Origin of the sequence: Streptomyces sp. NPDC020875, from assembly GCF_040641415.1 — a bacterium.
Taxonomy (GTDB): Bacteria; Actinomycetota; Actinomycetes; order Streptomycetales; family Streptomycetaceae; genus Streptomyces.
In genome coordinates this window covers 1-26,411 of the sequence record NZ_JBFADP010000024.1, presented here as the reverse complement: position 1 = coordinate 26,411, position 26,411 = coordinate 1, and the positions used below count along the sequence as shown (strand labels likewise).

At 73.0% G+C, this 26,411-nt stretch carries 24 protein-coding genes and 1 pseudogene; 17 read left to right on the top strand and 8 right to left on the bottom strand.

All coding sequences use genetic code 11. The features are described 5' to 3' along the window. Position 1 precedes the first annotated feature (1 nt). The 11 genes from AB0G74_RS15970 to AB0G74_RS15920 are packed head-to-tail and all read left to right on the top strand — an operon-like array spanning position 2 to position 11,658. Positions 2-1,276 (top strand): glycosyltransferase, encoded by a 1,275-nt coding sequence (locus tag AB0G74_RS15970; protein ID WP_361145969.1) that lies wholly within the window; start codon positions 2-4, stop codon positions 1,274-1,276. Continuing rightward, positions 1,273-2,508: a class I SAM-dependent methyltransferase gene (locus AB0G74_RS15965; RefSeq protein WP_361145966.1), complete on the top strand. Its 1,236-nt coding sequence runs from the start codon at positions 1,273-1,275 to the stop codon at positions 2,506-2,508. Before AB0G74_RS15970 ends, AB0G74_RS15965 begins: the two co-directional genes overlap by 4 nt. Then, complete coding sequence (locus AB0G74_RS15960; RefSeq protein WP_361145963.1) at positions 2,505-3,317, top strand: glucose-1-phosphate cytidylyltransferase; 813 nt, start codon at positions 2,505-2,507, stop codon at positions 3,315-3,317. The genes AB0G74_RS15965 and AB0G74_RS15960 overlap by 4 nt, the downstream gene beginning before the upstream one ends. Beyond that, positions 3,314-3,979 carry a PIG-L family deacetylase gene (locus tag AB0G74_RS15955; RefSeq protein WP_361145960.1) on the top strand — a complete coding sequence of 222 codons (666 nt, stop codon included), beginning with the start codon at positions 3,314-3,316 and terminating at the stop codon, positions 3,977-3,979. The genes AB0G74_RS15960 and AB0G74_RS15955 overlap by 4 nt, the downstream gene beginning before the upstream one ends. Next, positions 3,964-4,989 (top strand): SDR family oxidoreductase, encoded by a 1,026-nt coding sequence (locus tag AB0G74_RS15950; RefSeq protein ID WP_361145957.1) that lies wholly within the window; start codon positions 3,964-3,966, stop codon positions 4,987-4,989. Before AB0G74_RS15955 ends, AB0G74_RS15950 begins: the two co-directional genes overlap by 16 nt. Further along, entirely contained in the window at positions 4,977-6,260 is a 1,284-nt protein-coding gene (locus AB0G74_RS15945; RefSeq protein ID WP_361145955.1) for a DUF4910 domain-containing protein, read from the top strand. The genes AB0G74_RS15950 and AB0G74_RS15945 overlap by 13 nt, the downstream gene beginning before the upstream one ends. Then, entirely contained in the window at positions 6,257-7,561 is a 1,305-nt protein-coding gene (locus AB0G74_RS15940) for a hypothetical protein (protein ID WP_361145952.1), read from the top strand. Before AB0G74_RS15945 ends, AB0G74_RS15940 begins: the two co-directional genes overlap by 4 nt. Further along, positions 7,558-8,505 carry a glycosyltransferase family 2 protein gene (locus tag AB0G74_RS15935; RefSeq protein ID WP_361145949.1) on the top strand — a complete coding sequence of 316 codons (948 nt, stop codon included), beginning with the start codon at positions 7,558-7,560 and terminating at the stop codon, positions 8,503-8,505. The genes AB0G74_RS15940 and AB0G74_RS15935 overlap by 4 nt, the downstream gene beginning before the upstream one ends. Next, a complete protein-coding gene (locus AB0G74_RS15930; protein WP_361145946.1) occupies positions 8,502-9,746 on the top strand; it encodes a polysaccharide pyruvyl transferase family protein in 1,245 nt (414 codons plus the stop codon). Before AB0G74_RS15935 ends, AB0G74_RS15930 begins: the two co-directional genes overlap by 4 nt. Further along, a complete protein-coding gene (rfbC, locus tag AB0G74_RS15925) occupies positions 9,743-10,294 on the top strand; it encodes a dTDP-4-dehydrorhamnose 3,5-epimerase (protein WP_361145943.1) in 552 nt (183 codons plus the stop codon). Before AB0G74_RS15930 ends, rfbC begins: the two co-directional genes overlap by 4 nt. 8 nt (positions 10,295-10,302) lie before the next feature. Further along, complete coding sequence (locus tag AB0G74_RS15920) at positions 10,303-11,658, top strand: glutamate-1-semialdehyde 2,1-aminomutase (protein ID WP_361145941.1); 1,356 nt, start codon at positions 10,303-10,305, stop codon at positions 11,656-11,658. A gap of 40 nt (positions 11,659-11,698) precedes the next feature. Here AB0G74_RS15920 and AB0G74_RS15915 read toward each other — a convergent pair whose 3' ends face one another. Continuing rightward, positions 11,699-12,445 carry a phosphatase PAP2 family protein gene (locus tag AB0G74_RS15915; protein WP_361145938.1) on the bottom strand — a complete coding sequence of 249 codons (747 nt, stop codon included), beginning with the start codon at positions 12,443-12,445 and terminating at the stop codon, positions 11,699-11,701. A gap of 309 nt (positions 12,446-12,754) precedes the next feature. Between AB0G74_RS15915 and AB0G74_RS15910 the strand changes: the two genes are divergently transcribed. Beyond that, positions 12,755-13,525 (top strand): methyltransferase domain-containing protein, encoded by a 771-nt coding sequence (locus AB0G74_RS15910; RefSeq protein WP_361145935.1) that lies wholly within the window; start codon positions 12,755-12,757, stop codon positions 13,523-13,525. 49 nt (positions 13,526-13,574) lie between these two features. On the opposite strand, the gene gdhA is transcribed toward AB0G74_RS15910, so the two are convergent. The 4 genes and pseudogenes from gdhA to AB0G74_RS15890 all read right to left on the bottom strand — a co-directional run. Next, on the bottom strand, positions 13,575-14,933 hold the full coding sequence (gdhA, locus tag AB0G74_RS15905) for an NADP-specific glutamate dehydrogenase (RefSeq protein ID WP_361145932.1): 1,359 nt from the start codon (positions 14,931-14,933) through the stop codon (positions 13,575-13,577). A gap of 252 nt (positions 14,934-15,185) precedes the next feature. After that, complete coding sequence (locus AB0G74_RS15900) at positions 15,186-16,826, bottom strand: DEAD/DEAH box helicase (protein ID WP_361145929.1); 1,641 nt, start codon at positions 16,824-16,826, stop codon at positions 15,186-15,188. A gap of 89 nt (positions 16,827-16,915) precedes the next feature. Then, on the bottom strand, positions 16,916-17,119 hold the full coding sequence (locus tag AB0G74_RS15895; RefSeq protein WP_007502648.1) for a cold-shock protein: 204 nt from the start codon (positions 17,117-17,119) through the stop codon (positions 16,916-16,918). Between the two features lie 531 nt (positions 17,120-17,650). Continuing rightward, positions 17,651-18,364, bottom strand: a pseudogene (locus AB0G74_RS15890) (TetR/AcrR family transcriptional regulator); the annotation flags it as partial. Positions 18,365-18,461: 97 nt separating this feature from the next. Here AB0G74_RS15890 and AB0G74_RS15885 point away from each other — a divergent pair. Further along, positions 18,462-20,147: a CocE/NonD family hydrolase gene (locus AB0G74_RS15885; protein ID WP_361145925.1), complete on the top strand. Its 1,686-nt coding sequence runs from the start codon at positions 18,462-18,464 to the stop codon at positions 20,145-20,147. An 88-nt stretch (positions 20,148-20,235) separates the two neighbouring features. Beyond that, entirely contained in the window at positions 20,236-21,234 is a 999-nt protein-coding gene (locus AB0G74_RS15880) for an NADPH:quinone reductase (protein WP_361145922.1), read from the top strand. Between the two features lie 40 nt (positions 21,235-21,274). Here the strand turns inward: AB0G74_RS15880 and AB0G74_RS15875 are convergent, their stop codons facing one another. Further along, a complete protein-coding gene (locus AB0G74_RS15875) occupies positions 21,275-21,865 on the bottom strand; it encodes a TetR/AcrR family transcriptional regulator (RefSeq protein WP_361145919.1) in 591 nt (196 codons plus the stop codon). Positions 21,866-21,927: 62 nt separating this feature from the next. Between AB0G74_RS15875 and AB0G74_RS15870 the strand changes: the two genes are divergently transcribed. Beyond that, entirely contained in the window at positions 21,928-22,782 is an 855-nt protein-coding gene (locus AB0G74_RS15870) for an alpha/beta hydrolase (RefSeq protein WP_361145916.1), read from the top strand. A gap of 40 nt (positions 22,783-22,822) precedes the next feature. On the opposite strand, the gene AB0G74_RS15865 is transcribed toward AB0G74_RS15870, so the two are convergent. Both AB0G74_RS15865 and AB0G74_RS15860 read right to left on the bottom strand, forming a co-directional pair. Next, positions 22,823-23,410: a dihydrofolate reductase family protein gene (locus AB0G74_RS15865; protein ID WP_361145913.1), complete on the bottom strand. Its 588-nt coding sequence runs from the start codon at positions 23,408-23,410 to the stop codon at positions 22,823-22,825. 163 nt (positions 23,411-23,573) lie between these two features. After that, positions 23,574-24,404 carry a class I SAM-dependent methyltransferase gene (locus AB0G74_RS15860; protein ID WP_361145910.1) on the bottom strand — a complete coding sequence of 277 codons (831 nt, stop codon included), beginning with the start codon at positions 24,402-24,404 and terminating at the stop codon, positions 23,574-23,576. A gap of 70 nt (positions 24,405-24,474) precedes the next feature. Here AB0G74_RS15860 and AB0G74_RS15855 point away from each other — a divergent pair, with 70 nt between their 5' ends. Both AB0G74_RS15855 and AB0G74_RS15850 read left to right on the top strand, forming a co-directional pair. Continuing rightward, entirely contained in the window at positions 24,475-25,074 is a 600-nt protein-coding gene (locus tag AB0G74_RS15855; RefSeq protein ID WP_361145907.1) for a TetR/AcrR family transcriptional regulator, read from the top strand. A gap of 178 nt (positions 25,075-25,252) precedes the next feature. Further along, entirely contained in the window at positions 25,253-26,158 is a 906-nt protein-coding gene (locus tag AB0G74_RS15850; protein WP_361145904.1) for a class I SAM-dependent methyltransferase, read from the top strand. Positions 26,159-26,411 lie beyond the last annotated feature (253 nt).

The window sequence follows — 26,411 nt, the reverse complement described above, 5'->3', positions numbered from 1 at the left end:
CATGGATGTCCTGGTGGTGCACAACCGCTACTCCTCGGCCCAGCCGAGCGGGGAGAACAACGTCGTCGACCAGGAGGTGGCGCTGCTGCGCGCGGCCGGCCACCGGGTCGGCCTCTTCGAGCGCCGCAGCGACGACATCGCCCGCCGCTCCCTGGCGGGCAAGGCCGCGGTGCCGCTGCTGGTGCCGTGGAATCCGGCGGCCCGCCGGGAGCTGACCGCCCGGCTGCGCGCCGAACGGCCGGACGTGGTCCATGTCCACAACGTCTTCCCGCTGCTGTCGCCCGCCGTACTCGCCGCCTGTACCGACGCCGGGGTACCCGCCGTCGCCACCCTGCACAACTACACCCAGATCTGCCCGCCCGGCACGCTCCGCCGCGACGGCCGGCCCTGTACCGAGTGCGTCGGATCGACACCGCTGCCCGCCGTCCGGCACGGCTGCTACCGGAGTTCCCGGCTGGCGACCGTACCCCTGGCGATCGGCCTCTCGGTCAACCGGCGGCGCTGGTGGACCGGGGTGGAGCGGTTCTTCTGCATCTCCGCCGCCCAGCGGGACGTCCTGGTGCGGTCCGGGATGCCCGCCGAGCGGCTGACGGTGAAACACAACTTCGTCCCCGAACCGGAGACCCGCCGCTCGGGCCCCGGTGAGCAACTGCTCTATCTCGGCCGGCTCGCCGAGACCAAGGGCGTCCGGCTGCTGATGGCCGCGTGGGACGAGATCGCCGCCGCCGGGGGGCTCGGCGTACCGCTGGTGATCGCCGGGGCGGGGCCGCTGGAGCGGGAGGTGACCGAGTGGGCGGCGGGCCGGGACGACGTCCGGTACGCCGGTCTCTACGACCCCCGGGAGTGCCGCGAGGCCATCGCGCGCTCGGTCGCCGTGGTGGCCCCCTCGACCTGGCTGGAGGCGTTCGGCCTGGTGGTCGTGGAGGCGATGGCGGCCGGGGTCCCGACCGTCGCCGCCGGTCACGGCGCCTTCGTCGAACTCGTCGAGGACGGGGTGACCGGGCTGCTGCACCGGCCCGGGGACGCCGCCTCCCTCGCGTCCTGTCTGCGCCGGATCACGGCCGGAGAGGACGTCAACCGGGCGCTGGGCGCGGCGGCCCGGCGCCGCTACGAGCGGGGCTTCAGCCCGGCTGTCGGGCTGGAGCGACTGATGGACGGATACCGCACCGCGATCGCGGTGCGCTCCGGTGGCGGGGACGGCCCGCCGCCGGAGGACGGTGGACACACTGGCCCGCGCCGGGGACACCCGCGCGGGCGGGATGGGGGCAGTAGATGACACGATGCCGGCTCTGCGGCTCGTCGGCGACCGCGAGCGTCGTCGACCTGGGCGCCACTCCGCCGTGCGAGAGCTTTCTCGCCGCGGACGAACTGGACCGCCCGGAGCATACGTACCCACTGCATCTGCGGGTCTGCACCGAGTGCTGGCTGGCGCAGATCCCGCCGCTGATCACCCCGGAGGAGACCTTCACGCAGTACGCGTACTTCTCCTCGTACTCGACCTCCTGGGTGGAGCACGCGCGGACCTTCGTCACCGGGGCCGTCGAGCGGCTGGGCCTGGGCCCCGATGCCTTCGTGGTCGAGGTGGCGAGCAATGACGGCTATCTGCTGAAGCACCTGGTGGACCGGGGGATCCGCTGCCTCGGCATCGAACCGTCGGTGAACGTCGGCGCCGCGGCCCGGGACTCCGGGGTGCCCACCCTCACGGAGTTCCTCGATCCGGCCGTCGGCGCCGCCGTCCGCGCCGAACAGGGCCCGGCCGACCTGGTCGTGGCCAACAACGTCTACGCCCACATCCCCGACGTGATCGGATTCACCCGGGGCCTGCGCGCCCTGGTCGCCGACGACGGCTGGGTCTCCATCGAGGTCCAGCATCTGCTGACCCTGATGGAGCTGAACCAGTACGACACCATCTACCACGAGCACTTCCAGTACTACACGGTCGCCGCCGCGGCCCGGGCGCTCGCGAGCGGCGGACTCGCCCTGGTCGACGTCGAACTGCTGCCCACGCACGGCGGCTCCATCCGGCTCTGGGCCCGGCCCGCCGAGGCGGCCGGGGAACCGACCCGCCGGGTCGCCGAGGTCCTGGACCGGGAGAAGGCCGCCGGCCTCCAGGAGCTGTCCGGCTACACCGAGTTCTCCGCCCGGGTGGCCAAGGTCCGCCGGGACCTGCTGCGGTTCCTCGTCGAGGCCGCCGAACGGGGGGAGACCGTGGTCGGCTACGGCGCCCCCGGCAAGGGCAACACCCTGCTCAACCACTGCGGCATCCGGCCCGACCTGCTGGCGTACACGGTCGACCGCAACCCCTACAAGCACGGCAGATTCACCCCCGGCACCCGGATCCCGATCCTGCCGCCCGAGCGGATCGCCGCCGACAAGCCGGACTACGTCCTCGTCCTGCCCTGGAACCTGCGGGACGAACTGGTCGAACAGCTCTCCTACGTCCACGCCTGGGGCGGCCGGCTGGTCTTCCCCATCCCGGAACTGAGCATTGTCGAGGTCAAGCCATGAAGGTCGTCCTGTTCTGCGGCGGTTACGGACTCCGGATGCGCGACGGAGCGGCCGACGACGTCCCCAAGCCGATGGCGATGGTCGGCCCCCGCCCGCTGATCTGGCATGTGATGCGCTACTACGCGCACTTCGGGCACACCGAGTTCATCCTCTGCCTCGGCCACGGCGCCCACCACATCAAGAACTACTTCCTCAGCTACGAGGAGACCGCCTCCAACGACTTCGTCCTCAGCAACGGCCGGACCGAACTGCTCTCCACCGATATCGCCTCCTGGCGGATCACCTTCGTCCAGACCGGGATCGCCTCCCCGATCGGGGAACGGCTGCGCCGGGTACGGCACCACCTGGACGGCGACGAGATGTTCCTCGCCAACTACGCCGACGTCCTCACCGACGCCCCGCTGCCGGAGATGATCGACCGGTTCGCCGACCGCGACGCGGGCGCCTCGATGATGGTCGTACCGCCGCAGTCCTCCTTCCACTGCGTCGACCTGGGCGAGGACGGCCTGGTCGGCGGCATCACCGCGGTCAGCGAGCTGCCGCTCTGGGAGAACGGCGGCTACTTCGTCCTCCGCCAGGAGGTCTTCGACCACATCCCGGAGAACGGGGACCTGGTCGCCGACGGCTGCGCCGGACTCGCCAAACAGGGCCGGATGGTGGCCTACCGGCACCGGGGCTTCTGGAAGCCCACCGACACCGTGAAGGAGCGGGCCGCGCTCGACGCCGCCTACACCCGGGGCGACCGCCCGTGGACCGTCTGGGAACGGCCCGGTACGGCCGCGGGCGGCACCGGAACGAGAACCGCGTGATCCGGCTCCGGGCCGGTCGCCCGGCCGCCGTCGCCGCGGTCGGCGCGCACTGCGACGACATCGCCATCGGCGCGGGCGGCACCCTGCTCACCCTCTGCCTCGCCCACCCCGGTCTGCGGGTCGACGCGCTGGTCCTCTCCGGCGGAGGCGGCGAACGGGAGCAGGAGGAACGAGCCGCGCTCGCCGCCTTCTGCCCCGGCGCCGACCTGCGGCTGACCGTACTCAAACTGCCCGACGGCCGGCTGCCCGCCCACTGGGCGGAAGCCAAGGACGCCGTCGAGGAGTTACGCGCCGGGACCGAGCCCGATCTCGTCCTGGCCCCGCGCACCGAGGACGCCCACCAGGACCACCGGGGCCTCGCCCGGCTGATGACCACCGCCTTCCGCGACCATCTCGTCCTCGGCTACGAGATCGTCAAATGGGACGGCGACCTGGGCCGTCCGGCCGCGTACCAGCCGCTGACGCCCGAGACCGCGGAACGCAAGGTCCGGCTGCTGCAGGAGCACTACCCCTCCCAGCGCCACCGGCCCTGGTACGACCGCGAGGCGTTCCTCGGCCTCGCCAGGATCCGCGGCATCGAATGCCACTCCCGCTACGCCGAAGCCTTCGACATCAACAAGATCACTCTCGATCTGGGGGACGACCCGTGCGCGTGCTGCTGACCGGACACCAGGGCTATCTGGGCACCGTGATGGCCCCGGTACTCACCGCCGAAGGACATGACGTCACCGGACTCGACGCCGGACTCTTCGCCGACTGCGTCCTGGGCCCCGCGCCCGCCGACCCGCCCGGACACCGGGTCGACCTGCGCGACATCACCGCCGACCACCTCACCGGGATCGACGCGGTGATCCATCTCGCCGCGCTCTCCAACGACCCGCTGGGAGCCCTGGCGCCCGACCTCACCTACGACATCAACCACCACGCGTCCGTACGACTGGCCCGGCTCGCCCGCGACGCCGGGGTCCGCCGCTTCCTGTACGCCTCGACCTGCTCCGTCTACGGCGCCGCGGGCGGCGGCGAACTGGTCACCGAGGACGCCCCGCTGCGCCCCGTCACCCCGTACGCCGAGTCCAAGGTCCGGGTCGAGGACGATCTGCACGCCCTCGCCGACGACGACTTCACCCCCGTCTACCTCCGCAACGCCACCGCCTTCGGCTACTCGCCCCGGCTCCGGGCCGACATCGTGCTCAACAACCTGGTGGGCCACGCCCTGCTCTCCGGCGAGGTCCTGGTGCTCTCCGACGGCACGCCCTGGCGCCCGCTGGTCCACGCCGCCGATATCGCCCGGGCCTTCGCGGCGGCCCTGACCGCGCCCCGGGAAGCCGTCCACGACCGGGCGTTCAACATCGGCGGCGAGACCAACAACGTCACGGTCGCCGAGATCGCCGGACAGGTCGCCGAGGCCGTGGCCGGGGCGAAAGTGGTGATCACCGGCGAGACCGGCGCCGACCCCCGCTCGTACCGGGTGGACTTCTCCCGGTTCCGGGCCGCGATCCCCGGCTTCGACTGCGAATGGACCGTGAAGCGCGGCGCCCTCGAACTCGCCGACGCCTACCGGAAACACGGCCTGACCCGCGAGGACTTCGAACGGCGCTTCACCCGGCTGGCGGTCCTGCGCGCGGCCTCCGGCGAAGGCGCCGTCGACGAAACCCTCCGGTGGCGCCGGTGACCGGGCCCGGCGAGGAGATGCACGACCTGGTGAAGCGGCTCTACCCGATCTGCCGCAGCATCACCGGCGACGGGGTGCGCGCCACCCTGGACATCATCGGCGAGCACATCCCGCTCACCGTCCACGAGGTGCCGACCGGAACCCGGGTCCTGGACTGGACGGTGCCGCAGGAGTGGAACATCCGGGACGCGTACATCGCCGACCCCGCCGGACACCGCGTCGTCGACTTCGCCGCCTCCAGCCTGCACGTCCTCGGCTACAGCGTGCCCGTGGCCGCCACCATGCCCCTGGCCGAACTGCGCGACCGTCTGCACACCCTGCCCGACCGGCCCGCCTGGGTGCCGTACCGGACCAGCTATTACCGGCCGACCTGGGGGTTCTGCCTCTCCCAGGACACCCTGGACGCGCTGCCGGACGGCGACTACGAGGTACGGATCGACTCCACCCTCACGGACGGCCATCTCACCTACGCCGAACACGTCGTCCCCGGCCGGGTCGCCGACGAGGTGATCGTCTCCTGCCATGTCTGCCACCCGTCGCTGGCCAACGACAACCTGGCCGGGATCGCGGTCGCCGTCCAGCTGGCGCGGGCGCTGGCCCGGGAAACCCCCTGGTACACCTACCGGTTCCTGTTCGCGCCCGGCACCATCGGCGCGATCACCTGGCTGGCCCGGAACGCGGACCGGCTGGACCGGGTCCGGCACGGACTGGTCCTGGCCTGCGCCGGGGACCGCGGCGGGCTGACGTACAAACGGAGCCGGCGCGGCGACGCCGGGATCGACCGGGTGATGCGGTACGTCCTGGAGACCTCGGGGCGCCCGCACCGGATCACCGACTTCACCCCGTACGGCTACGACGAGCGGCAGTTCTGCTCGCCCGGGTTCGACCTCGGGGTCGGCTCCCTCACCCGCACCCCGTACGCCGGCTACCCCGAGTACCACACCTCGGCCGACGACCCGGACTTCGTCTCGCCCGAGGCGATGGCGGACACCCTCGCCGTCTGCCGCGAGGCGTGCGCCGTCCTCGACGCCGACCGGAAATACGTCAACCTCAGCCCCTACGGCGAACCCCAGCTCGGCCGCCGCGGACTCTACGAATCCCTCGGCGGGCGCAGCGACGCCCAGCAGGCGCAGATGGCCATGCTCTGGGTACTCAGCCTCGCCGACGGGGAGCACGGACTGCTCGACGTCGCCGAACGGTCCGGACTCCCCTTCGACACGGTCACCGCCGCCGCCGACGCCCTGGCCGCCGCCGGACTGATCAAGGCATGACGCCGATGACCACCGGGAAGGAGCGGACGAAGGACCCGGCGGCCCGGCGGTCGGCGGGCCGGGCCGTCGCCGGGCGGCTCTCCTGGGGACTCGCCGACCAGGCGGTCTGCAGTCTGACCAACTTCGCCGTCGGCATCTACGTGGCCCGCTCCGCCGGGCTGGCCGCGTTCGGCGTGTTCAGCCTGGCCTGGGTGACCTACGGAGTGGTCCTCGGCGTCTCCCGGGGGCTCGCCACCGACCCGCTGATGGTCCGCTTCAGCGGGGTCCCGGCCGCCGACTGGCGGACGGCCGCCGCCCGGTCGACCGGGACGGCGCTCGGCGTCGCCCTCACCGTCGGCGCGGTCTGCGCCGCCGCCGGACTCGCCGCGGGCGGCCCGGTGGGGACCGCGTTCGCGGCCCTCGGCGCCGTCCTGCCCGGACTGCTGCTCCAGGACGCCTGGCGGTTCACCTTCTTCGCCGCCGGGACCGGCCGGAAGGCGTTCGCCAACGATCTCCTCGGCGGTATCGCGCTCGTCCCCGCGATGGTCCTGGCGGCCCGGGCGGGCGGGGTGGCCGCGTTCGTCCTCGCCTGGGGCGCCGCCGCCGGGGTGGCCGCCGGATACGGCTGCCTCCAGTCCGGTATCCGGCCCCGGCTGACCGCGGTCCGCGGCTGGCTCCGCGCCCACCGCGACCTCGGCTACCGCTATCTGGTCGAGAACGCCGGGGTGGCCGGGGCGGCCCAACTGCGGGCGTACGGGCTCGGCGCGATCGCCGGCCTCGGCGCGGTGGGCGTGATCCGGGGCGCCGAACTGCTCCTCGGCCCGTTCCTCGCCGTACTGATGGGCCTCTCCCTCGTCACCGTCGCCGAGGCGGCCCGCGTCCTGCGGCAGGCCCCGCACCGGCTGGGCCGGTTCTGTCTGCTGCTCGGCGGCGGACAGGCCGCCGGAGCCCTCCTGTGGGGCGCGGCCCTGCTGCTCGTCCCCGACCGGGCCGGTGCCTTCGTCCTCGGCGACGTCTGGCCCGGCGCCGCCGAACTGATCGTGCCCGCCGCGCTCGGCGTCGCGGGCGCCGGACTCGGCGTCGGCGCGGCGGCCGGACTGCGCGCCCTCGCCGCGGCCCGCCGCAGCCTGCGCAGCCAGCTGTTCGCCTCCGCCTGCTACGTCGGCGGCGGACTCGGCGGAGCGGCCCTGGCCGGAACGTCCGGCTCCGCCTGGGGCGTCGCCGCCGCCACCGTCACCGGCTCCGCCGTCTGGTGGCTGGAGCTGCGGTCGGCCCTGCGCGAGCGCCACCGGAACACCCTTCGCGAAGTGAGGACTTCATGAGCACCCACCCCAGGCTGAGCATCGGCCTGCCCGTCTACAACGGTGAGGAGTATCTCGCCGAATCACTGGACGCCCTGCTCGGCCAGACCTACGAGGACTTCGAACTCGTCATATCCGACAACGCGTCCACCGACGGCACCCAGGACATCTGCCGCCGCTACGCCGCCCGCGACCCCCGGATCCGCTACCTCCGGCTGCCCCGGAACATCGGCGCCGCCCCCAACCACAACTACGTCTTCACCGAGTGCCGCGGCGAACTCTTCAAATGGGCCTCCCACGACGACCTCTACGCCCGGGACCTGCTGCGGCGCTGCGTGGAGGCGCTGGACGACCGCCCGGAGATCATCCTCGCCCACAGCGGACAGGCCGTCATCGACGGCCACGGCCGGGTCAAGGTCCCGTATGCCTACGGACTGGCCACCCACTCGCCCGACGCCCCGGAACGCTTCCGCAGCCTCCTCTTCGAACCCGGCGGCGACGACTTCTACGGCGTGATGCGGGCCGATGTGCTGCGCCGGGTCCGCCCCCACGACAGCTACCACCACGCCGACCGCACCTTCGTCGCCGAGATCACCCTGCACGGCCCCTTCCACCAGGTGCCGGAGCTGCTGTACTTCCGCCGCGACCACCCCACCCGGGCCGAACGCGCCAACCCCGGCAAACGCGCCCGGTGCGTCAACCTCGACCCCCGCCGGGCGGGCCCGCTGCACCCGACGCCCCGGCTGCTCGCCGAATACGTCTGGGGATTCGTCGCCGCGATCCGGCGGTCCCCGCTCTCCCCGGCCGAGCGGCGCGCCTGCTACCGCCACCTCGCCGACTGGCTGACCAGCCGGACCCGGCCGGGCGCGGGGGAGCGGGTCGAGGACCGCGCCCCGGTCGACCCGGACCGGCTCACCGTCTCCGTCGACGCCCTGGTCGCCGGGCGGGAAGGCAGGCGGCCGTGAGCCCCGCGACCCGGCGGCCCCCCGTCCGCGTCGGAGTGTTCGGCCTGCTGGGCTCCGGCAACCTCGGCAACGACGGATCGCTCGAAGCCGTCCTCGGCTATCTGCGCGCCGAACACCCCGACGCGGCCGTCGACGCACTCTGCGGCGGCCCGGAGAACGTCACCGCCCGGTACGGCATCCCCGCCACCCGGCTCCACTGGTACCGGGGCGAGTACCGCACCGCGTCCCGCCTCGGCGCCGTCGCGGGCAAGGGCCTCGGCAAAGCCGTCGACGTGCTCCGTACCGCCGCCTGGGTACGGAAGCACGATGTGGTGATCGTGCCGGGGATGGGCGTCCTGGAGGCCACCCTGCCGCTCCGCCCGTGGGGCTTTCCGTACTCCCTCTTCCTGCTCTGCGCCACCGGCCGACTCCTCGGCACCCGGGTCGCGCTGGTCGGCGTCGGGGCCGCCCCGATCCGGAACGCGCCCACCCGCGCCCTGGTGCGCTGGTCGGCCCGGCTGGCCGCCTACCGCTCCTACCGGGACACCCTCTCCCGCGACGCGATCCGGGGGATGGGAGTCGACACCGCGGGCGACGAGGTCTACCCCGACCTCGCCTTCGCCCTGCCCGCACCGGACCCCAGCCCGAAGTCCGGCGGTCCGGGCCCCGTCTGCGTCGGCGTCATGGACTTCCACGGCGGCAACGACGACCGCGCCAGGGCCGACGACATCCACCGGCGCTATCTCGACGGCGTCATCCGCTTCGTCCGCGCGCTGACCGACGAAGGCCGCCCCGTCCGGCTGCTCACCGGCGACGACGTCGACGCCCTGGCCGTGGCCGCGATCCTCGAAGCGGTGGACTCACCGCTGGTGACCGCCGCCGGGGCGACATCACTGGCCGACCTGATGAAGGAGACGGCCGCCGCCGACACCGTGGTCGCCACCCGCTACCACAATCTGGTCTGCGCCCTGAAGGCCGGAACGCCGACCCTGGCCCTCAGCTACGCGGCGAAGAGCGACGCCCTGATGAACCGGATGGGCCTCGGGGCCTACTGCCATCCGGCCCGCGCGGTCGACGCCGACCGGCTGCTCGCCCAGTTCCGCGAACTGGAGGCCGAATCACCACGGCTGCGACGGACCCTCGCCGAGCGGAACCGGGCCGCCGCCCGCGGCCTCGCGCACCAGTTCACCGCCCTCACCGAAGCCCTGTTCCCGGCCACCACCGGCCCCACCCCCGCCCACACCACACGGGAGACACCATGAAGGCGATCGCGATCCCCGGGATCAGCGGCGCGTATCTCTTCGAACCGGTGCCGTACGCCGACGAACGCGGCTTCTTCTGCCGTACCTTCGACGCCGAGGTCGTCCGCGCGGCCGGAATCGACCCGGACGCCTTCGTCCAGGACAGCGTCTCCCGCTCCGTCCTCGGCGTGCTCCGCGGACTGCATCTGCGCTCCGGGGCGGGCGAGGCGAAACTGGTGCGCTGCTCCTACGGGCGGATCTTCGACGTCGTGGTCGATCTGCGGCCCGCCTCACCGACCTACCGCGCCCTGGCCACCTTCGAACTTTCCGGCGAGACCCAGGAATCCCTGTACATCCCCGCGGGCTGCGCGCACGGCTTCCAGGCCCTGACCGGGATCGCGGACGTCTCGTACCGGATCGACCGCCCGCACGATCCCGCCGAGGACGTCACCATCGCCTACGACGACTCGGAACTGGCCGTGCCCTGGCCGCTGCCCGCCGTCGCCGTCTCCGACCGGGACCGGAAGGCGCCGAGCCTCGCCGACGTGCTGCGGAACCTGGAGGGGTGAGGCGACGGATGAACACCGACACCGAAACCGAAACCGCCGCCGATACCGACGGCTTTCCGCTGCCCCGGTCGCGGCGGGCCAACGAACGGCTGCACGCCCTCGTCCCGGGGGGCGCGCACACCTACGCCAAGGGCGACGACCAGTACCCCGAGGACCTGGCCCCGGTCATCAGCCACGGCAAGGGCGCCCATGTCTGGGACGTCGACGGCAACCGCTATGTCGAGTACGGCTCCGGCCTGCGCTCGGTCAGCCTCGGCCACGCCCATCCACGGGTGATCGAGGCCGTCCGGCGGGAACTCGACCGAGGCAGCAACTTCGTCCGGCCCTCCGTCGTGGAGATCGAGGCCGCGGAACGCTTTCTGGCCACCGTACCCACCGCCGAGATGGTGAAGTTCGCGAAGAACGGCTCCGACGCCACCACCGCCGCCGTACGCCTGGCCCGGGCCGTCACCGGACGCCCCCGGGTCGCCGTCTGCGCCGACCATCCGTTCTTCTCCACCGACGACTGGTTCATCGCCACCACCCCGATGTCCGCCGGGATCCCGGCCCAGACCACCGAACTCACCGTCTCCTTCCCCTACGGCGACCTGGCCGCCACCGAGGAACTCCTCACCCGGCACCGGGACGAGATCGCCTGTCTGATCCTCGAACCCGCCGCCCACACCGAGCCCCCGCCCGGCTACCTCGCCGGACTGCGCGAACTGGCCGACCGCTACGGCTGTCTCCTGGTCTTCGACGAGATGATCACCGGCCTGCGCTGGTCCGAGGCGGGCGCCCAGGGGCTGTACGGCGTCGTCCCCGACCTCTCCACCTTCGGCAAGGCGCTGGGCAACGGGTTCGCCGTCGCCGCCCTCGCCGGGCGGCGCGAGTTCATGGCGCGCGGCGGGCTGCGCCACCCCGGCGACCGGGTCTTCCTGCTCTCGACCACCCACGGCGCGGAGACCCACTCCCTGGCCGCCGCGATCGCCGTCCTCACCACCTACACCGAGGAGGGCGTCACCGCCCGGCTGCACGCCCTCGGCGAACGGCTGGCCGCCGGTGTCCGCGCCGCCGCCGCCGGGGCGGGCGTCGGGGACCACGTCGTCGTCCGGGGCCGGGCCAGCAATCTGGTCTTCGCCACCCTCGACCAGCACGGCAGGCCGTCGCAGGAGTACCGCACCCTGTTCCTCCGCGGACTCCTGGAAGGCGGCGTGCTCGCCCCGTCGTTCGTGGTCAGCGCCGCGCTCGACGAGACCGACATCGAGCACACCGTCGACACCGTGGCCCGCGCCTGCGCGGTCTACCGCAAGGCGCTGGACGCCGGGGACCCCACCCCCTGGCTGGGCGGACGACCGGTGAAGCCGGTCTTCCGCCGCCGGGCGTGACGCCGGGGCCGGGCCGTCCCAACCGGACGCCGACCCGGCATCAGTCGCGCCGACACCGGGCGGCCGTCCGGTCGACCAGCCACGCCGTCACCGGCACCACCGCCAGCGCCGTACCCCAGCCGCCGAGCACATCGGTCGGATAGTGCGCGCCCAGCGCGACCTGCGCCCAGCCCATGACCGCCCCGGCCACCAGCGCCGAGGCCAGGACCAGCAGGACGCCCGGCGTCCGGCGCAACCCGAGCCGACCGGCCACCAGCAGCGCCACCATCACGGCGAAGGCGGTCAGAAAGCCGGTATGCCCACTGGGATAGGACAGAAAGCCGTCGTGAATGGTCCGTCCCACCAGGGGTTTCAGCACCTTGGTCACCCCGACCGTCAGTACGGCGCCGACCACCAGGAACACCGCGGCCCGGGGCCGCCGCCGGACCAGACAGCCCGCCACGGCGGCCGACAGCAGAACGGCCGCCCCGGCGGGCTCCGCCAGAAAGTCCACGGCCAGGGCGGCGTACCGCCACGGCGGTGCCACCCCGTCCCGCTCCGGCCGGAACCAGCCGTCCAGCGGGCCGGGGCTGTCATGCCCCGCGTACAGCACACCCAGCACCGCGACCAACAGCGCGGCGAGCACCGCGACGGGCCCGAGCGCCGGCCGCAGCGCCGACGGCAGAACCCCGGGTTCCGGCCGGGTGCCGGACGGCTCCCCGCCCCCGGGCGGCCGACGGCGTCCGGGATCGTCGATTTCCCCGGCGGTGCGGGAAGGCGGCCCGTTGTCCGGCCGAAAGGCGGTCATAAACAGCGGCCCTCCTCATTCCCCGTCCCCCGGTTCCCGCTGCCACCCTTTCCCGGCACCGGTCCCGGCAAACCGCCTCCGGAAGGTTGACCGGACCGGCGGTCCGCGGATTCCGGAGCGGGGATGCCATTTCCCTGCGTCACCCATGTCCGGAAATCGGTTCCCGGTGATTCCGTGGCTATTTCCATGCGATTCCAGTACAACTCCGGTGAGATTCCACGGCGAAGTCCGATTCCCGCTGCGCGGCGGCGTCCGCACTCCTATGCTGCTGACCGGCGGGGGCGGAATCGACCTGGGGGGTCATGGCTCATGAACGCGGTCGCAAGCGCGAAGTCAGTACTGAGGTCGAGAGTCAAGCGGATCTTGGGGCGGGCCGGATTCGACATCGTCCGCAGTACCCGGGTACAGGGCGGCGTCGACGACTTCCTGCCGTTCGAGGCGACGATGCGGGCCGCGAAGGCGGCCGGACTCTCGATCGGTGACCATATCGACGAGGTCATGAACGGAACGCCCGGCGCCACCCGGTTCACCATCGACGAACTGCGCGGACTCGGGGTCTACGCCGCCGAGCCGGAAACCGTCCTGGAGATCGGCCCCGGCTCGGGGCGCTATCTGGAGAAGACGTTGAAGGAGTGCTCACCGGGGCGCTACGAGATCTATGAGACGGCCGCGCCCTGGGCGGACTATCTGGTCTCCACCTTCGGGGTGGTCGCCCGGCCCACCTCGGGCTCCAGCCTCGCCCCCACCCCGGACGGCAGTGTCGACCTCGTCCAGGCCCACAAGGTCTTCAACACCGTCACCTTCCTCTGCGCCGTCCGCTACTTCTACGAGATGGCCCGGGTCACCCGGCCCGGCGGCCGGATCGTCTTCGATGTGATGACGGAGACCTGTCTGGATCCGGACACCGTGCACGCCTGGGCCACCAAGGGCGGCTCGGGCCACGACTCGTATCCGGCGGCGATGCCCCGCCGGATGTGCGTCGACCTCTTCGAGACCCTCGGCTGCACCCTGGAGGCCGGTTTCCCGGCCCCCATGGGCGTCGCCTCCACCGAGGTCCTGGTCTTCCGGAAGAACGCCTGACGGCGGGGCGCCCCGCCGAAGCGACGGCGGGGCCGGGGGAGCGCCGTCGTCAGATCAGGCCCTGGGCCAGCATCGCGTCGGCGACCCGCTCGAAGCCCGCGATATTGGCGCCGGTCACATAGTCCCCGGGGGCGCCGTAACGCGCGGCGGTCTCATGACAGGTGGCGTGGATGTCGTTCATGATCCGCGTCAGCTCGTCCTCGACCCGCCGCGCGGGCCACGCGGTACGGGCGTGGTTCTGCGCCATCTCCAGGGCGCTGACCGCGACCCCGCCCGCGTTGGCCGCCTTGCCCGGACCGAAGGCGACCCCCGCGCCCCGGAACGCCTGGACGGCCGCGGGAGTCGTCGGCATGTTCGCGCCCTCGGAGACCGCCTTCACCCCGTTGCGGATCAGCGTCGCCGCGGCGTTCTCGTCCAGCTCGTTCTGGGTCGCCGACGGCAGCGCGACATCCGCGGGGACGTCCCAGACGCTCCCACCGGGGACGAACCGGGCCGAAGCGCCCCGGCGGGCGGCGTAGGCGTCGACCCGGCCCCGCTCGACCTCCTTGATCTGCCGCAGCAGCTCCAGATCCACACCCTTCTCGTCCACGACGTATCCGGAGGAGTCCGAGCAGGTCACCGGGTTGGCGCCGAGCGCCCAAAGCTTCTCGATGGTGTGGATCGCGACATTGCCGGAGCCCGAGACCACCGCCGACTGCCCTTCGAGGTCCTCCCCGCGCTCCCGCAGCATCGCGGCGGCGAAGAGCACATTGCCGTACCCCGTGGCCTCCGGGCGGATCAGCGAGCCGCCCCAGCCCGCGCCCTTCCCGGTCAGCACCCCGGCCTCCCAGCGGTTGGTGATCCGCCGGTACTGGCCGAAGAGATAGCCGATCTCCCGGCCGCCGACCCCGATATCACCCGCCGGTACGTCGGTGTGCTCGCCGATGTGCCGGTACAGCTCCGTCATGAAGGACTGGCAGAACCGCATGACCTCGGCGTCGCTGCGGCCGTGCGGGTCGAAGTCGCTGCCGCCCTTGCCGCCGCCGATCCCGAGACCGGTCAGGGCGTTCTTGAAGATCTGTTCGAAGCCCAGGAACTTGACGACCCCGAGATCGACCGACGCGTGGAAACGCAGACCGCCCTTGTACGGGCCCAGCGCGCTGTTGAACTCGACCCGGAAACCCCGGTTGACCCGGACCCGCCCGCGATCGTCCTGCCACGGCACCCGGAACACGATCTGCCGCTCCGGCTCGCAGAGCCGCTCGACCAGCCCGGAATCGGCGAACTCGGGCCGGGCCGCGAGTACCGGCCCCAGGGTCTCCAGCACCTCGTGGACCGCCTGGAGGAACTCGGGCTGCGCGGGGTTGCGCCGCTCGATTCCGGCCAGGATGTCGCCGAGCACGGTCTGCTGATCGGTTCGCGTCGTCACGTAATGCCTTTCTGGCACGGCCGTCACCGGGGCAGGCGCCGTTACGGCTCGCCCGGGCCCGGTCCGTCGGGGAGCGCCCGGCGCCATTGCCGTACGCGGGACGGGTCAAGTGTGACGTTCATAGGACAACTTGACCAGTGCCGGCTCCGGCGGGCCGCGCTCCGGGAACCGGAAACGGGCCTCCGGAACCCGGAACGGCCCTCCGCGCGGGGCGCGGAGGGCCGTGGGGGACTTGTTCAGCCGGACCAGTTCTCAGCCGGACCTGGGCGGCTTGCCGCCGCTCCGGGAACCCGACTGGGGCGCGCCGGTGCCGGTGGCGGGACGGCGACCGCCGCGCCGACGCCCCGAGCCGCCCGTGCCCCGGTCGGAGGCGGTGGTGCCCGCCGGGCTCCGACGGCCGGTCGTCCCGGTCGTGGCGCCCTCCTCGCGGCCCTTCCGCGCACCCGTCCGGGCGGAACCGCGGCTGCCGGACCCGGCCCCGGCCCCCGACGCGGGCGCGTCGCCGCCCTCGCCCCGGCGGCGCCTTCCGGACCGCCGTCCGGGCTCCGTGCCGGTCTTCCGCGCCGGACGGTCCTTCTTCGGCGTCTCGGGCCGGGGGACCTCGATGGTCACGGCCACGCCGGACGGTTCGCGGGCGCCGGTGAGGGCGGCCAGCTCCGGGTCGCTCGACCGGACACGGGACGTCCGGGGGCTGATGCCCGCGTCCGACATGAGCCGGGAGACGTCCCGCTTCTGCTCGGGCAGGACCAGCGTGACCACACTGCCGGAGCCGCCGGCCCGGGCCGTCCGGCCGCCGCGGTGCAGATAGTCCTTGTGGTCGGTCGGCGGATCGACGTTCACCACGAGGTCGAGGTCGTCGACATGTATGCCCCGGGCCGCGACGTTCGTCGCCACCAACGCGGTGACCAGGCCGTTCTTGAACTGCTCCAGGGTGCGGTTGCGCTGCGGCTGGGTCCGGCCGCCGTGCAGTGCCGCCGCGCGGACCCCGGACGCCAGCAGCCGCTTGGCGAGCCGGTCGGCCGAGCGCTTGGTGTCGAGGAAGAGGATCACCCGGCCCTCACGGGCCGCGATCCGGACCGTGACGGCCTTCTTGTCGCTCTCGTCCAGGAGATGGAGCACATGGTGCTCCATCGTGGTCACCGCGCCCGCCGACGGGTCCACGGAGTGCACCACGGGGTCGGTGAGGAAGCGCCGTACCAGCTTGTCGATGTTGTGGTCCAGGGTGGCCGAGAAGAGCAGCCGCTGCCCGTCCGGCCGTACCTGCTGGATCAGCTTGGTGATCTGCGGGAGGAACCCGAGGTCGGTCATCTGGTCGGCTTCGTCCAGCACGGTCACGCGGACCTGGCCCAGGGTGCACTCGCCCCGGTCGACCAGGTCGTTGAGCCGTCCGGGGGTCGCCACCAGGACCTCGACCCCGCGCCGGAGCGCGGCGGCCTGCCGGTTGATGGAGAGCCCGCCGACCGCCGTGGTCAGCCGGATGTTCACGGCCGCCGCGTACGGGGTCAGGGCGTCCGCCACCTGCTGGGCCAGCTCACGGGTCGGCACCAGGACCAGGGCGAGGGGCGCTCCGGACTCGGCCCGCACCCCGGCCGTCCGGGCGAGCAGCGCCAGTCCGAACGCCAGCGTCTTGCCGGAGCCGGTCCGGCCCCGGCCCAGCACGTCACGGCCCGCGAGCGAGTTGGGCAGTGTGGCGGCCTGGATGGGGAACGGGGTGTGCACACCTTGCGCGGCGAGGGTTTCCAGCATCGGGGCCGGCATGTCCAGGTCGGCGAAGTCCGCGACGGGAGGAAGGGCGGGCGTCGTGCTTTCCGGCAGCCGGAACTCCTTGGGCGGCGCCGCGGCCGGCCGCGGGGACGAGCCGCGCCGCTGGGATTTCTGGGGCCTACGGGACATGCGGTTTCTCTGCCTTCCTGGAAACAGACCACACCGGGGTCCGCACCGTCATGGTGCGAACCCCGGTGTGGCCGACAAACGTCCGGCGATCAGGCGGGGACGATGTTCTCCGCCTGCGGGCCCTTCTGGCCCTGCGTGACGTCGAAGGAGACCCGCTGGCCCTCCTGGAGCTCACGGAAGCCCTGCGTCGCGATGTTCGAGTAGTGGGCGAAGACGTCGGGGCCGCCGCCGTCCTGCTCGATGAAGCCGAAGCCCTTTTCGCTGTTGAACCACTTCACGGTTCCCTGAGCCATAATTCTCTCCTTCTGTAGGCAGAGGCCCCATCCGGAGATGCCGGAAACAAATAATGCGCCTGAGGATAAACATTCCCGTCAGGCGCACATAGGTTCATGGGTACCAAAACTGCAACACGATCATTCTAGCACACCTGATGGGGGCGGGTTCGGGTCCGGGAGGGGCCTTCGCCGACCGCTCGTTCACCCCGGCGCATTGCCCTCCGGGCCGGGTGGCGGCCAGGCGGTGCGCGCACCGCCGCGGAATGCTTCGAGACCTTGTTCGAAGTCGATCGCGGATCCGGCGAAAAGGACCGTCTCGTCGGGTGCGACATAGACCTTCCCGCCGCCGCGGACGGTGTGTACGAGGCAGACGCCCAGCTCCCCGGGGAGCGGGACGACCTCCAGCGGGGCGTCGGGGGCGATTCCGGCGAAGAGGGCGCGGCCGACCTCGGTCAGCCGGGCCCGGGTGGGCCCGGCGGCCGGTCCGGGTTCGCGGTCCGCCGGTTCGGTGCCCGTCGGCCCGGCGTCCGCCCGTTCGGAGTCCGCGGGCTCGGAGTCGAGACCGTCGATCAGCCGATTGAGGAACCGGGTGAAGGTGGCTTCGGGGGTGAGGGGGCGCCCGGGGGCGGCGAGCGCCTCGGCGAGTTCCGGGTGGTGGCCGTCCGCGGCGACGGCGGCGAGGTAGCGGGCCTCGGCCGCGATCCGGTCGGGGGAGCGGGCGGCCGTGTCCCGGGCGATCTCGTGGGCGACGTGCCCGGCCACGAACGAGGTGAGCTGGGCGAAGACCTCCAGCTTCGCCGCGCCGTCCAGTCCGCTGGGCCGCAGGGCGGCCAGCGCGCGTTCGAGGAAGGCCAGGGCGTGGGGGCCCGGGGTGCGGCGGGCGGCCAGCGCGGCGGGCAGCCAGGGGTGTCGCAGCATATGGGCCCGCTGGAGACGGGCGATGGCCTTCAGTTCGGTCCGCCAGTCGCCGGTGGGCGGGCCCGTGGCCGAGAGTTCGCCGCTGACGTGGTCGACCATCAGCTCCAGCAGGGTCTCTTTGTCGGGGGCGTAGCTGTAGAGCGACATGGTGCCCGCGCCGACCCGGGCGGCGACCCTCCGGATGGTGACCGCTTCCAGCCCCTCCGCGTCCGCCAGGTCGACGGCCGCCGCCGTGATCGCCTCCCGGCTGTAGGCGGGCTTGCGGCCCCTGCGGGGCCGGGTGCAGCGGAGCCAGAGCTGCTCGGGGTCGACACCGGGGGTGTCGGCCCCTTCTTCGCGGGACATGGTCCGCGCTCCCTCCCTCGATCGGGGCGGCCCTTGCGGGGCTCATCCAAGCATCCTCTATTCTCGTACAACGTACGGATATCGAGGAGGGGAAACCATGACGGCACCCGCGCACGACCCCGCGGCGCGATCGGTTCGGACACCACCGCCGGGCAGGCCGCCACTGGGCGCCCGGATCATGAGGGCGACCTGGCGCCGCCTTCCGGCCGGGCGGTACGACGTCGGGTGGGAGCCGGGCCTGTCGGCACCGGCCGCCGACGGCAGCCCGCTGATCACCGACCACTACTTCCCGCGCGCCGACGGCGACTTCCCCACCCTCCTGGTCCGCTCGCCCTACGGCCGGGGCCTGCCGTGGTCACCGCTGTACGGAGTCCTCTTCGCCGAACAGGGCTTCCACGTGGTGCTCCAGAGCTGCCGGGGCACCGGCGGCTCCGGCGGCGCGTTCGACCTCTGGCGCAACGAGGCAGCCGACGGCCGGGCCGCGGTCTCCTGGCTGCGCGGGCGGAGCTGGTTCGACGGACGGCTCGGCACCATCGGCCCCAGCTACCTGGGCTATGTGCAGTGGGCCCTCGCCGAGGACCCGCCGCCGGAGCTGAAGGCGATGGTGGTGCAGGTCGGGCTGCACGACCCGTATGCCCTCTTCTACGCGGACGGCGCGCTCCGCCTGGAGAACGCCCTCGCCGTCGGCTCCGGTCTGACCTACCAGCACCAGGGGGTCGGCCCCCTGCTGAGGGCCACCCTGCGACTGCGGCGGCGGCTGCGCGCCGTCACGACGGCGCGCCCGCTGCGCGGGGCCTTCCCGTCCGCCCTCGGCGGCGAGGTGCCCTGGCTGGACGAGGTACTGGCACACCCGGACGCCGAGGACCCGTACTGGCGCGGCGCGTCCCTGACGCCGGTGGCCGAGCGGCTGACCGTACCGACCGCCCTGATCACCGGCCGGCACGACGTACTGGGCGGCCAGACCGTCGGGCAGTACCGCCGACTGCGCGCCGCCGGGTGCGAGACCGCCCTGCTCGTCGGCCCCTGGACCCATACCTCGGCCCTGGGGAAGGGATGGCCCGAGGTGTTCACCGAGAGCCTGGCCTGGCTGCGGGCGCATCTGTGCGGAGACCCCTCCGGCCTCCGCCCCACCAGGGTCCGGGTCCACGTCGGAGGCGAGGACGAGTGGCGGGACCTCGACGACTGGCCGCCGGCCCTGGCCGACGCCGGGGAGTGGTTCCCCACCGCCGAGGGCCATCTCACCCGGGTGGCGCCCGCCGAATCCACGCCGCTGGCGTCGTTCCGCTACGACCCGGACGACCCCACCCCCTCCCTCGGCGGCCCGCTGCTCTCCCCGGGCGCCGGTGCCCGCGACAACGGCACCCTGGAACGCCGGGGCGACGTACTGACCTTCACCGGCCCTCCGCTCACCGAGCCCCTGGACGTCCTCGGCCCGGTCTCCGCCCGGCTGAGCGTCTCCACGGACACCGGCCACGCCGATGTCTTCACCCGCCTCTGCGATGTGGATCCCCGGGGTCGTTCCGTCAATATCTGCGACGGGCTCGGCCGGATCCGCGCCGTCGGCGACGCGACCTCGCGGATCACCGTGCCGATGGGCTCCACCGCCCACCGCTTCGCCGCCGGGCACCGGATCCGCTGGCAGATCAGCGGCGGGGCCCACCCCCGGTACGCCCGCAACCCCGGCACCGGCGAACCACACGCGGACGCCACCACCTTCGTACCGGTACGGATCACGCTGCACGCGGACTCGGCCCTGACGACACCCGCCGTGCGGCGGGTGTGACCGACCCGGCGGGGTCTCTCCGCGGGGCGGTGCCGCGTCGGCCGCCGTAGGCTCGAAACGGCGGATACCGCCGAGCGGGAGGTGCCGGATGCGAGCCGCCTGGTACGAGGAGCAGGGCCCGGCCGCCGAGGTGCTGAGGGTCGGGGAGCTGCCCGACCCCGTACCGGGCCCCGGTGAGGTACGCGTACGCGTCGCCGTGTCCGGGGTCAGTCCGGGCGACACCAAGAAACGCCGGGGCTGGCTCGGCTCCCGGATGCCCAGTCCCGTGGTGATCCCGCACAGCGACGCGGCGGGCGTGGTGGACGCCGTGGGCGAGGGGGTGCCCGACCGCCGGGCGGGGGAACGGGTCTGGGTGTACGGGGCTCAGTCGTACCGTCCCTTCGGCACGGCCGCCCGCTACACCGTCGTCCCCGCCGACCGGGCCGTACCCATGCCCGCGCCGGTCGCCGACGACCTCGGTGCCTGTCTCGGCATCCCCGGGATCACCGCCCACCGGGCGGTCTTCGCGGACGGCCCGGTCGACGGGCTGACCGTCCTGGTGCACGGTGTCCTCGGCGCCGTCGGCTCGCTGGCGGCCCAACTCGCCGCCTGGGGCGGGGCGACCGTCCTGGGCACGGTGGTACGGACCGGGGATCTGCCGGAGACCGACCCGGCCGTGACGCGCCGGGTCGTCGCCCTCGACGGTGCCGATCCGGCGGGGGAGCTGCGGGCGTACGCGCCCGGTGGCGCGGTGCACCGGATCGTCGAGGTGTCCCTCTCCGACAACGGGCCGCTGGACGCCGCCGTCGCGGGGGACGGCACGGTGATCGCGGCCTACGCCACCCGGGCCGACCCCGCCCCGCTGCCGTTCTGGGAACTGCTCTTCAAGAACGTCACGCTCCGGCTGCTCGGCAGCGACGACTTCCCGCCTCGGGCCCGCCGCCAGGCGGCCCGCGAGCTGACGTCCGCCGCCGCGTCGGGCGCTCTCACCGTCCCCGTACGGGAGCGCTTCCCGCTCGACGAGATCGCCCGCGCCCATGACGCCGTGGACGCGGGCGGCCACGGCCGGATCGTGCTCGATGTGGAGCCCGCGCCGAAGCGCCCCTGACCGAGGCCGGTCCGCGGCCGTACGCGGCCACCGACCGGCGTCACCCGGCTCCGTTCCGCGCGACGGCGGCCCGCAGCAGTTCGGCCATCGAACGGCCCGCCACCCGCAGCGGCTCCGGATCGCGGCCGGCCCGGCTGAGCATGAACGCCCCTTCCAGCATCATGATCATCGAGCGGGCGAGCGAGCGGGCCTCCGCCGGGTCGTCCACCCAGCGGCCGAACCACCGGGCGGCGGATTCGGTCCACTCGTCGAAGACCTCCGCCGTCGCGGTCCGCAACACCTCGTTGCTGCTGGCTACCTCCAGGGCCATCGTCCCGATGGGGCAGGCGTCGGCGTAACCGGTGGAGGCGAGATCGGCTCCGGCCGCGTCGAAGGCGCTGATCAGTGACTCGGCGGGGTCCGTCACGGTGTCCAGCAGGGTCAGCACCATCCGGCCGTACGCGGGCCCGGAGGTACGGATCATGTCCTCGGCCAGCTGCTGCTTGCCGCCGGGGAAGAAGTGGTAGATCGAGCCGAACGGCGCCTCCGCCTCGGTCGCGACCCGCTTGAGACCGGTGGCCGCGTAGCCGTGACGGCGGAAGAGCACCGTGGCCGCGCCCTGGATCCTGGCCCGGGTATCCGACTGTTCCATTGCCTCCGCCTCCCTGTTCCCCCAAGATTACAGTAGAACGATCTATCAAGTGAGGGTGCGATATGCGAATCGAACTGTCATCGGGGTCGATCGACTACCAGGACACCGGCGGCGAGGGGCCGGTCCTCGTCTTCGCGCACGGACTGCCGATGAACGAGACCCAGTGGCGCAAGGTGATCCCGCTGCTGGACGGCTACCGCTGTGTGTTGCCGACCCTGCCGCTCGGCGGCCATCGCGTACCGATGAAGCCGGACGCCGATCTGTCGCAGACCGGAGTCGCCCTGCTGCTGGGCGAGTTCATCGAACGGCTCGGTCTGGACGAGGTGACGCTCGTCCTCAACGACTGGGGCGGGGGTCAGTTCCTGGTGTCGGAGGGACGGGCCGAACGGATCGCGCGGATGGTGCTGGTGGCCTGCGAGGCGTTCGACAACTTCCCGCCGGGGCCCGCCAAGGCGATGGCCCGGGTGTGCGGGCTCCCCGGCGGCGTCCGGCTGCTGACCCAACTGATGCGGATCCCGGCGTTCCGCCACCATCGGTCCGGCTACGGCGGAATGAGCCTGCGTGGGATCCCCGACGAGATCATGAACGACTGGTTCGCCCCCGCGAGCCGGAGCGGCGCCATTCGCCGGGACTTCGCCAAGTTCGCCACCGGGGCGCCGGACCGGGCGACCCTGCTGGCCATGAGCGAGCGGCTGCGGGAGTTCGACCGTCCGGTCCTGGTCGTCTGGGCGGCCGAGGACCGGCTGATGCCGCGTGAGCACGGCCCCCGGCTGGCCGGGCTGTATCCGCGGGGGCGGCTGGTGGAGATCGCCGACTCGTCCACCCTCGTCCCCGAGGACCAGCCCGAACGGCTGGTCGAGGTGCTGACCGGCTTCCTCGCGGAGACCGGGGCGGAGCCCTTCCGGCGGGCGGGCTGAATCCCCGCGGGGCCCGTAGCCGGGCCCCGGGCCGCCGGGCTCAGCCGTGCCGGGTGGGCCGGTAGACCAGCTCCTGGATCCGGCCGTCCAGGGTCCGGTGGTCGACCAGTTCGAGGTCGAAATCGGCCGCGCCCCGGAAGATCGGGGCCGTACCGCTCCGGCCGGTGAGGACGGGGAAGATCGTCACCTGGACGCGGTCGACCAGCCCGGCGGCCATCAGCGCCCGGTTCATCGCCAGGCTGCCGTGCGAGCGCAGCGGCACCGGGGACTCCTCCTTGAGCCGGGCGACGACATCGACCGCGTCGCCGTGGGCGACCCGCGCGTCGCCCGGCCAGTCGAGGGGATCCCGCAGGGTGGTCGAGACGACCGTGGCGGGCAGCCGGGTCATCCGGGTCACCCAGGGGTCGCCGACCTCCTCGACCCCGGTCTCGGGATCGAGGAGCTGGACGAACTCCCGGTAGGTATTGGCCCCGAAGACCATGCGCTGGTCGTCGCTGTACTGGGCGAGCCGGTGTTCGAGGAGTTCGGGGCCCTGCTTGCCCCAGTAGCCGCCCCAGTCCCCGTCGCCGCCGTAGGAGCCGAAGCCGTCGAGGCTGGAGAAGACGTCGAACGTATAGCTGGCGGGCACGGTGCCTGCCCCCTTCGGTCGCGGGTGGATCCGGTGTCGGAAGTGCAGACCGCAGAGCACGGCGAAACTCACCGGACGGCGGCGGGACACCGCTCACGGTCGCCGTACGGCCATGATCCGTGACCGGAACGCCGGACGGGCTCCGGAACCGGGCCGGTCCGGGTCAGACGGTGGTGCCGTCCCGCGTCGAGACGACCGCCGTCGTGGTGTACCGCATGGTGAACGCGCCGCCCACCGCGTCGATCGCGGCTCCGACCCCGGACAGCGCCTCCGTCAGACGGGGTTCCGGCAACCGGGTGAAGGCGCCCTGGGTGGGGAGCTGGTCCAGCCACTCGTCCCGGGTGTAGGCGCGCTGCCAGTCGTGGTGCCACCGTCCGGGCGCGGTGAGCCCGGCCGTCCGCCGGATCCCCCCGGCCGCCGTGTCGCAGAGCGCCGCATAGCCGTCCGGGGCGTCCGCCGCCGACCGCCGGGCGGCGAGCGAGCCGGGCAGCACCCGGCGGTAGACCTCGGCGAAGGCCGCCGCCAGCTCGTCCGGCGGTCGCCCCGCGTTCCAGAACAGTGTCAGTACGCCACCGGGGCGCAGGGCCCGGGCCGCCGCGGCGGCCCCGGCGACCGGGTCCACCCAGTGCCAGCTCTGCCCCGAGACGACGGCGTCGAAGGTCCGGCCCGCCGGATCCCACGACTCGAACGCCGCCACCTCGACGGCGAGTCCGTGCGCGCGGGCCCGTTCCGCCATCCGGGCGTCGATGTCGACCCCCAGCACCCGGCAGCCGGCCGCGGCGAACAGCCGGGCCGCGATTCCGGTACCGCAGCCGACGTCCAGGACGTCGGGGCCCGGTGCTGCGGCGGCGATCCGCTCGACCAGCGCCCGGGGATAACCGGGCCGCGCCCGGTCGTAGCGTGCGGCGTCGGAGCCGAACGACTCCGCCACCCGGCGGTGGTGATGGGACGCGGATCCGGGGTCACCGGAACGTTCCGGCGGTAAAGTGGGCATGTGCCCACTGTGAGTGGGCACATGCCCACTCGTCAACGCCTACCGACCGATCACGAAGATGTGGAGAGCCGTGGCGCCCACGGGAGTGGCCATCAGCGATGTCCGGGGCCGACTGTTCGACGCCGCCGAGCGCGTCCTGCTCCGGGCCGGGCCGAGCGCCCTCACCAGCCGGGCCGTCACCCTGGAGGCGGGCTGCGCCAAGGGCGTGCTGCACCGGCACTTCGCCGACTTCGACACCTTCCTCGCCGAACTCGTACGGGACCGGATCGCCCGGATCGAGACCTGGTCCGCCGTCCTGCTCCGGTCCGCCGGGACCGGGACCGTCGCCGACCGTCTCACCGGGGCGCTGCTCGACTTCTTCGACCCGGTCGCGGTGGCCGTGATCGGTCTGCTCGTCTCGCGGGACGGTCTGCGGGACCGGCTGCGCGGGACCCGGCCCGCCGGTGTTCCCGTCCTCGCCGACGCGGTCGCCGGGATCGGGGCCTATCTGAGCGCCGAACGCGCGCTCGGCCGGATCGCCCCGGACGCCGATACCGACGTCCTCGCCCCCACGTTGATCGGAGCGGCGCATCTGCTCTTCGCCGACCGGCACGGTGTTCGGCCGGGCGCCGAGGACGTCCGCCGGGTCGTGACGGCGGTGGTCTCCGGTGCGGAGCGTACGGTGCCGTGACCGTGGGCCGGGCTCCGAACCGGCCTGCGCCCGGGGTGATTTCGGTCGACTGTGCGCATGGTCATTCGTGCGGGTGAACGTGCCGGGCTCGTCCTGCGGGCACGCCGTCGATGGCTGGAGAGTGAGGCGCTCGTACGTCCGACGAACCGTGCCCTCAGCCCACGTTCCGGGAGGACCCATGACGGTTACCGCGCACGGCCCCGCCGGGGCGGAGGGAATAGCCGGGGGCATCGGAGTCACGGCCCTCCTGGTCGCCGCGGCGCGTGCGATCGAGACCCGGCGCGGCGACAGCCTGGCCCGGGACCGGTACGCCGAGCACTTCGTCCGGGCCGCGCCGGTCTCGGCGGGCTGGCCGGTGAGCCCCGGGGACGTCCCGGACGGCGAAGCCGATCCGCTGTGGGGACGGTTCGCCCGCTACTTCGGGCTGCGGACCCGGGTCCTCGACGACTATCTGCTGCGGGCCACGGGCGCGGGCGCCCGTCAGGTGGTGCTGCTGGGCGCGGGACTCGACACCCGCGCGTTCCGGCTCGGCTGGCCTGAGGGGTGCACGGTCTTCGAGGTCGACCGGGAGGGCGTCCTCGCCTTTAAACAGCGGGTACTCGACGGTCTGCGGGCCGTCCCCGAGGCGGAGCGCGTACCCGTACCGGCCGATCTGCGCGACGACTGGGTCACGGCGCTGACCCGGGCCGGATTCGACCCGGCCGCGCCGACCGCCTGGCTGGCCGAGGGGCTGCTGTTCTATCTCCCCGCCGCCGCCGAGACCCGGCTCATCGGCCTGCTGAACGGGCTGAGCGCGCCGGGCAGCGCCCTGGCCTACGAGGTCAAACTGGAGAAGGACCTGCTGGCGTACCGGGACAGCCCGATCTACACCGCGACCCGGGAGCGGATCGGGATCGATCTGCTCGACCTCTTCGCCCTCGACCCGCGGCCCGACTCGGTGCGTGAGCTGGCGGGTGCGGGCTGGTCCACGGCGGTCCACACGCCCTTCGAGTTCACCCACCGGCACGGCCGGGGCCCGCTGCCGGAACCGAACGACGCCCTGGCGGGCAATCGCTGGGTCTTCGCGGAGAAGTCCCGGCCCTAGGCCGTGTCTTTCGGATCTTGCTGGGGCTCGCGTGCCCTGGCACCGCGCCTCGCCGCGTTGTCGTCAATCGCCAATGCTCCGCAGTGGCTCATTCCTCCGCCTTGCGATCCACGGCACCAGACCCCGCTCACTAACCCAGCCTGATCCGAAAGAAACGACCTAGGAGCTGTTTGGGGTTCGGATCATGTGGCTGACGTGATGTGCTTCAGCCACATGATCGATCCTCGGAGGTGCAGGCCTGCCTCGTAGCTTT

Bases quoted from the DNA above. Each gene is read 5' to 3' on its own strand.
- AB0G74_RS15860 (WP_361145910.1), bottom strand. From the start codon at position 24,404: ATGCCCACTTTACCGCCGGAACGTTCCGGTGACCCCGGATCCGCGTCC.
- AB0G74_RS15880 (WP_361145922.1), top strand. From the start codon at position 20,236: ATGCGAGCCGCCTGGTACGAGGAGCAGGGCCCGGCCGCCGAGGTGCTG.
- AB0G74_RS15935 (WP_361145949.1), top strand. From the start codon at position 7,558: ATGAGCACCCACCCCAGGCTGAGCATCGGCCTGCCCGTCTACAACGGT.
- AB0G74_RS15850 (WP_361145904.1), top strand. From the start codon at position 25,253: ATGACGGTTACCGCGCACGGCCCCGCCGGGGCGGAGGGAATAGCCGGG.
- AB0G74_RS15895 (WP_007502648.1), bottom strand. From the start codon at position 17,119: ATGGCTCAGGGAACCGTGAAGTGGTTCAACAGCGAAAAGGGCTTCGGC.
- AB0G74_RS15875 (WP_361145919.1), bottom strand. From the start codon at position 21,865: ATGGAACAGTCGGATACCCGGGCCAGGATCCAGGGCGCGGCCACGGTG.
- AB0G74_RS15910 (WP_361145935.1), top strand. From the start codon at position 12,755: ATGAACGCGGTCGCAAGCGCGAAGTCAGTACTGAGGTCGAGAGTCAAG.
- AB0G74_RS15900 (WP_361145929.1), bottom strand. From the start codon at position 16,826: ATGTCCCGTAGGCCCCAGAAATCCCAGCGGCGCGGCTCGTCCCCGCGG.
- AB0G74_RS15915 (WP_361145938.1), bottom strand. From the start codon at position 12,445: ATGACCGCCTTTCGGCCGGACAACGGGCCGCCTTCCCGCACCGCCGGG.
- AB0G74_RS15940 (WP_361145952.1), top strand. From the start codon at position 6,257: ATGACGCCGATGACCACCGGGAAGGAGCGGACGAAGGACCCGGCGGCC.
- AB0G74_RS15960 (WP_361145963.1), top strand. From the start codon at position 2,505: ATGAAGGTCGTCCTGTTCTGCGGCGGTTACGGACTCCGGATGCGCGAC.
- AB0G74_RS15885 (WP_361145925.1), top strand. From the start codon at position 18,462: ATGACGGCACCCGCGCACGACCCCGCGGCGCGATCGGTTCGGACACCA.
- AB0G74_RS15965 (WP_361145966.1), top strand. From the start codon at position 1,273: ATGACACGATGCCGGCTCTGCGGCTCGTCGGCGACCGCGAGCGTCGTC.
- AB0G74_RS15970 (WP_361145969.1), top strand. From the start codon at position 2: ATGGATGTCCTGGTGGTGCACAACCGCTACTCCTCGGCCCAGCCGAGC.
- rfbC (WP_361145943.1), top strand. From the start codon at position 9,743: ATGAAGGCGATCGCGATCCCCGGGATCAGCGGCGCGTATCTCTTCGAA.
- AB0G74_RS15870 (WP_361145916.1), top strand. From the start codon at position 21,928: ATGCGAATCGAACTGTCATCGGGGTCGATCGACTACCAGGACACCGGC.
- AB0G74_RS15920 (WP_361145941.1), top strand. From the start codon at position 10,303: ATGAACACCGACACCGAAACCGAAACCGCCGCCGATACCGACGGCTTT.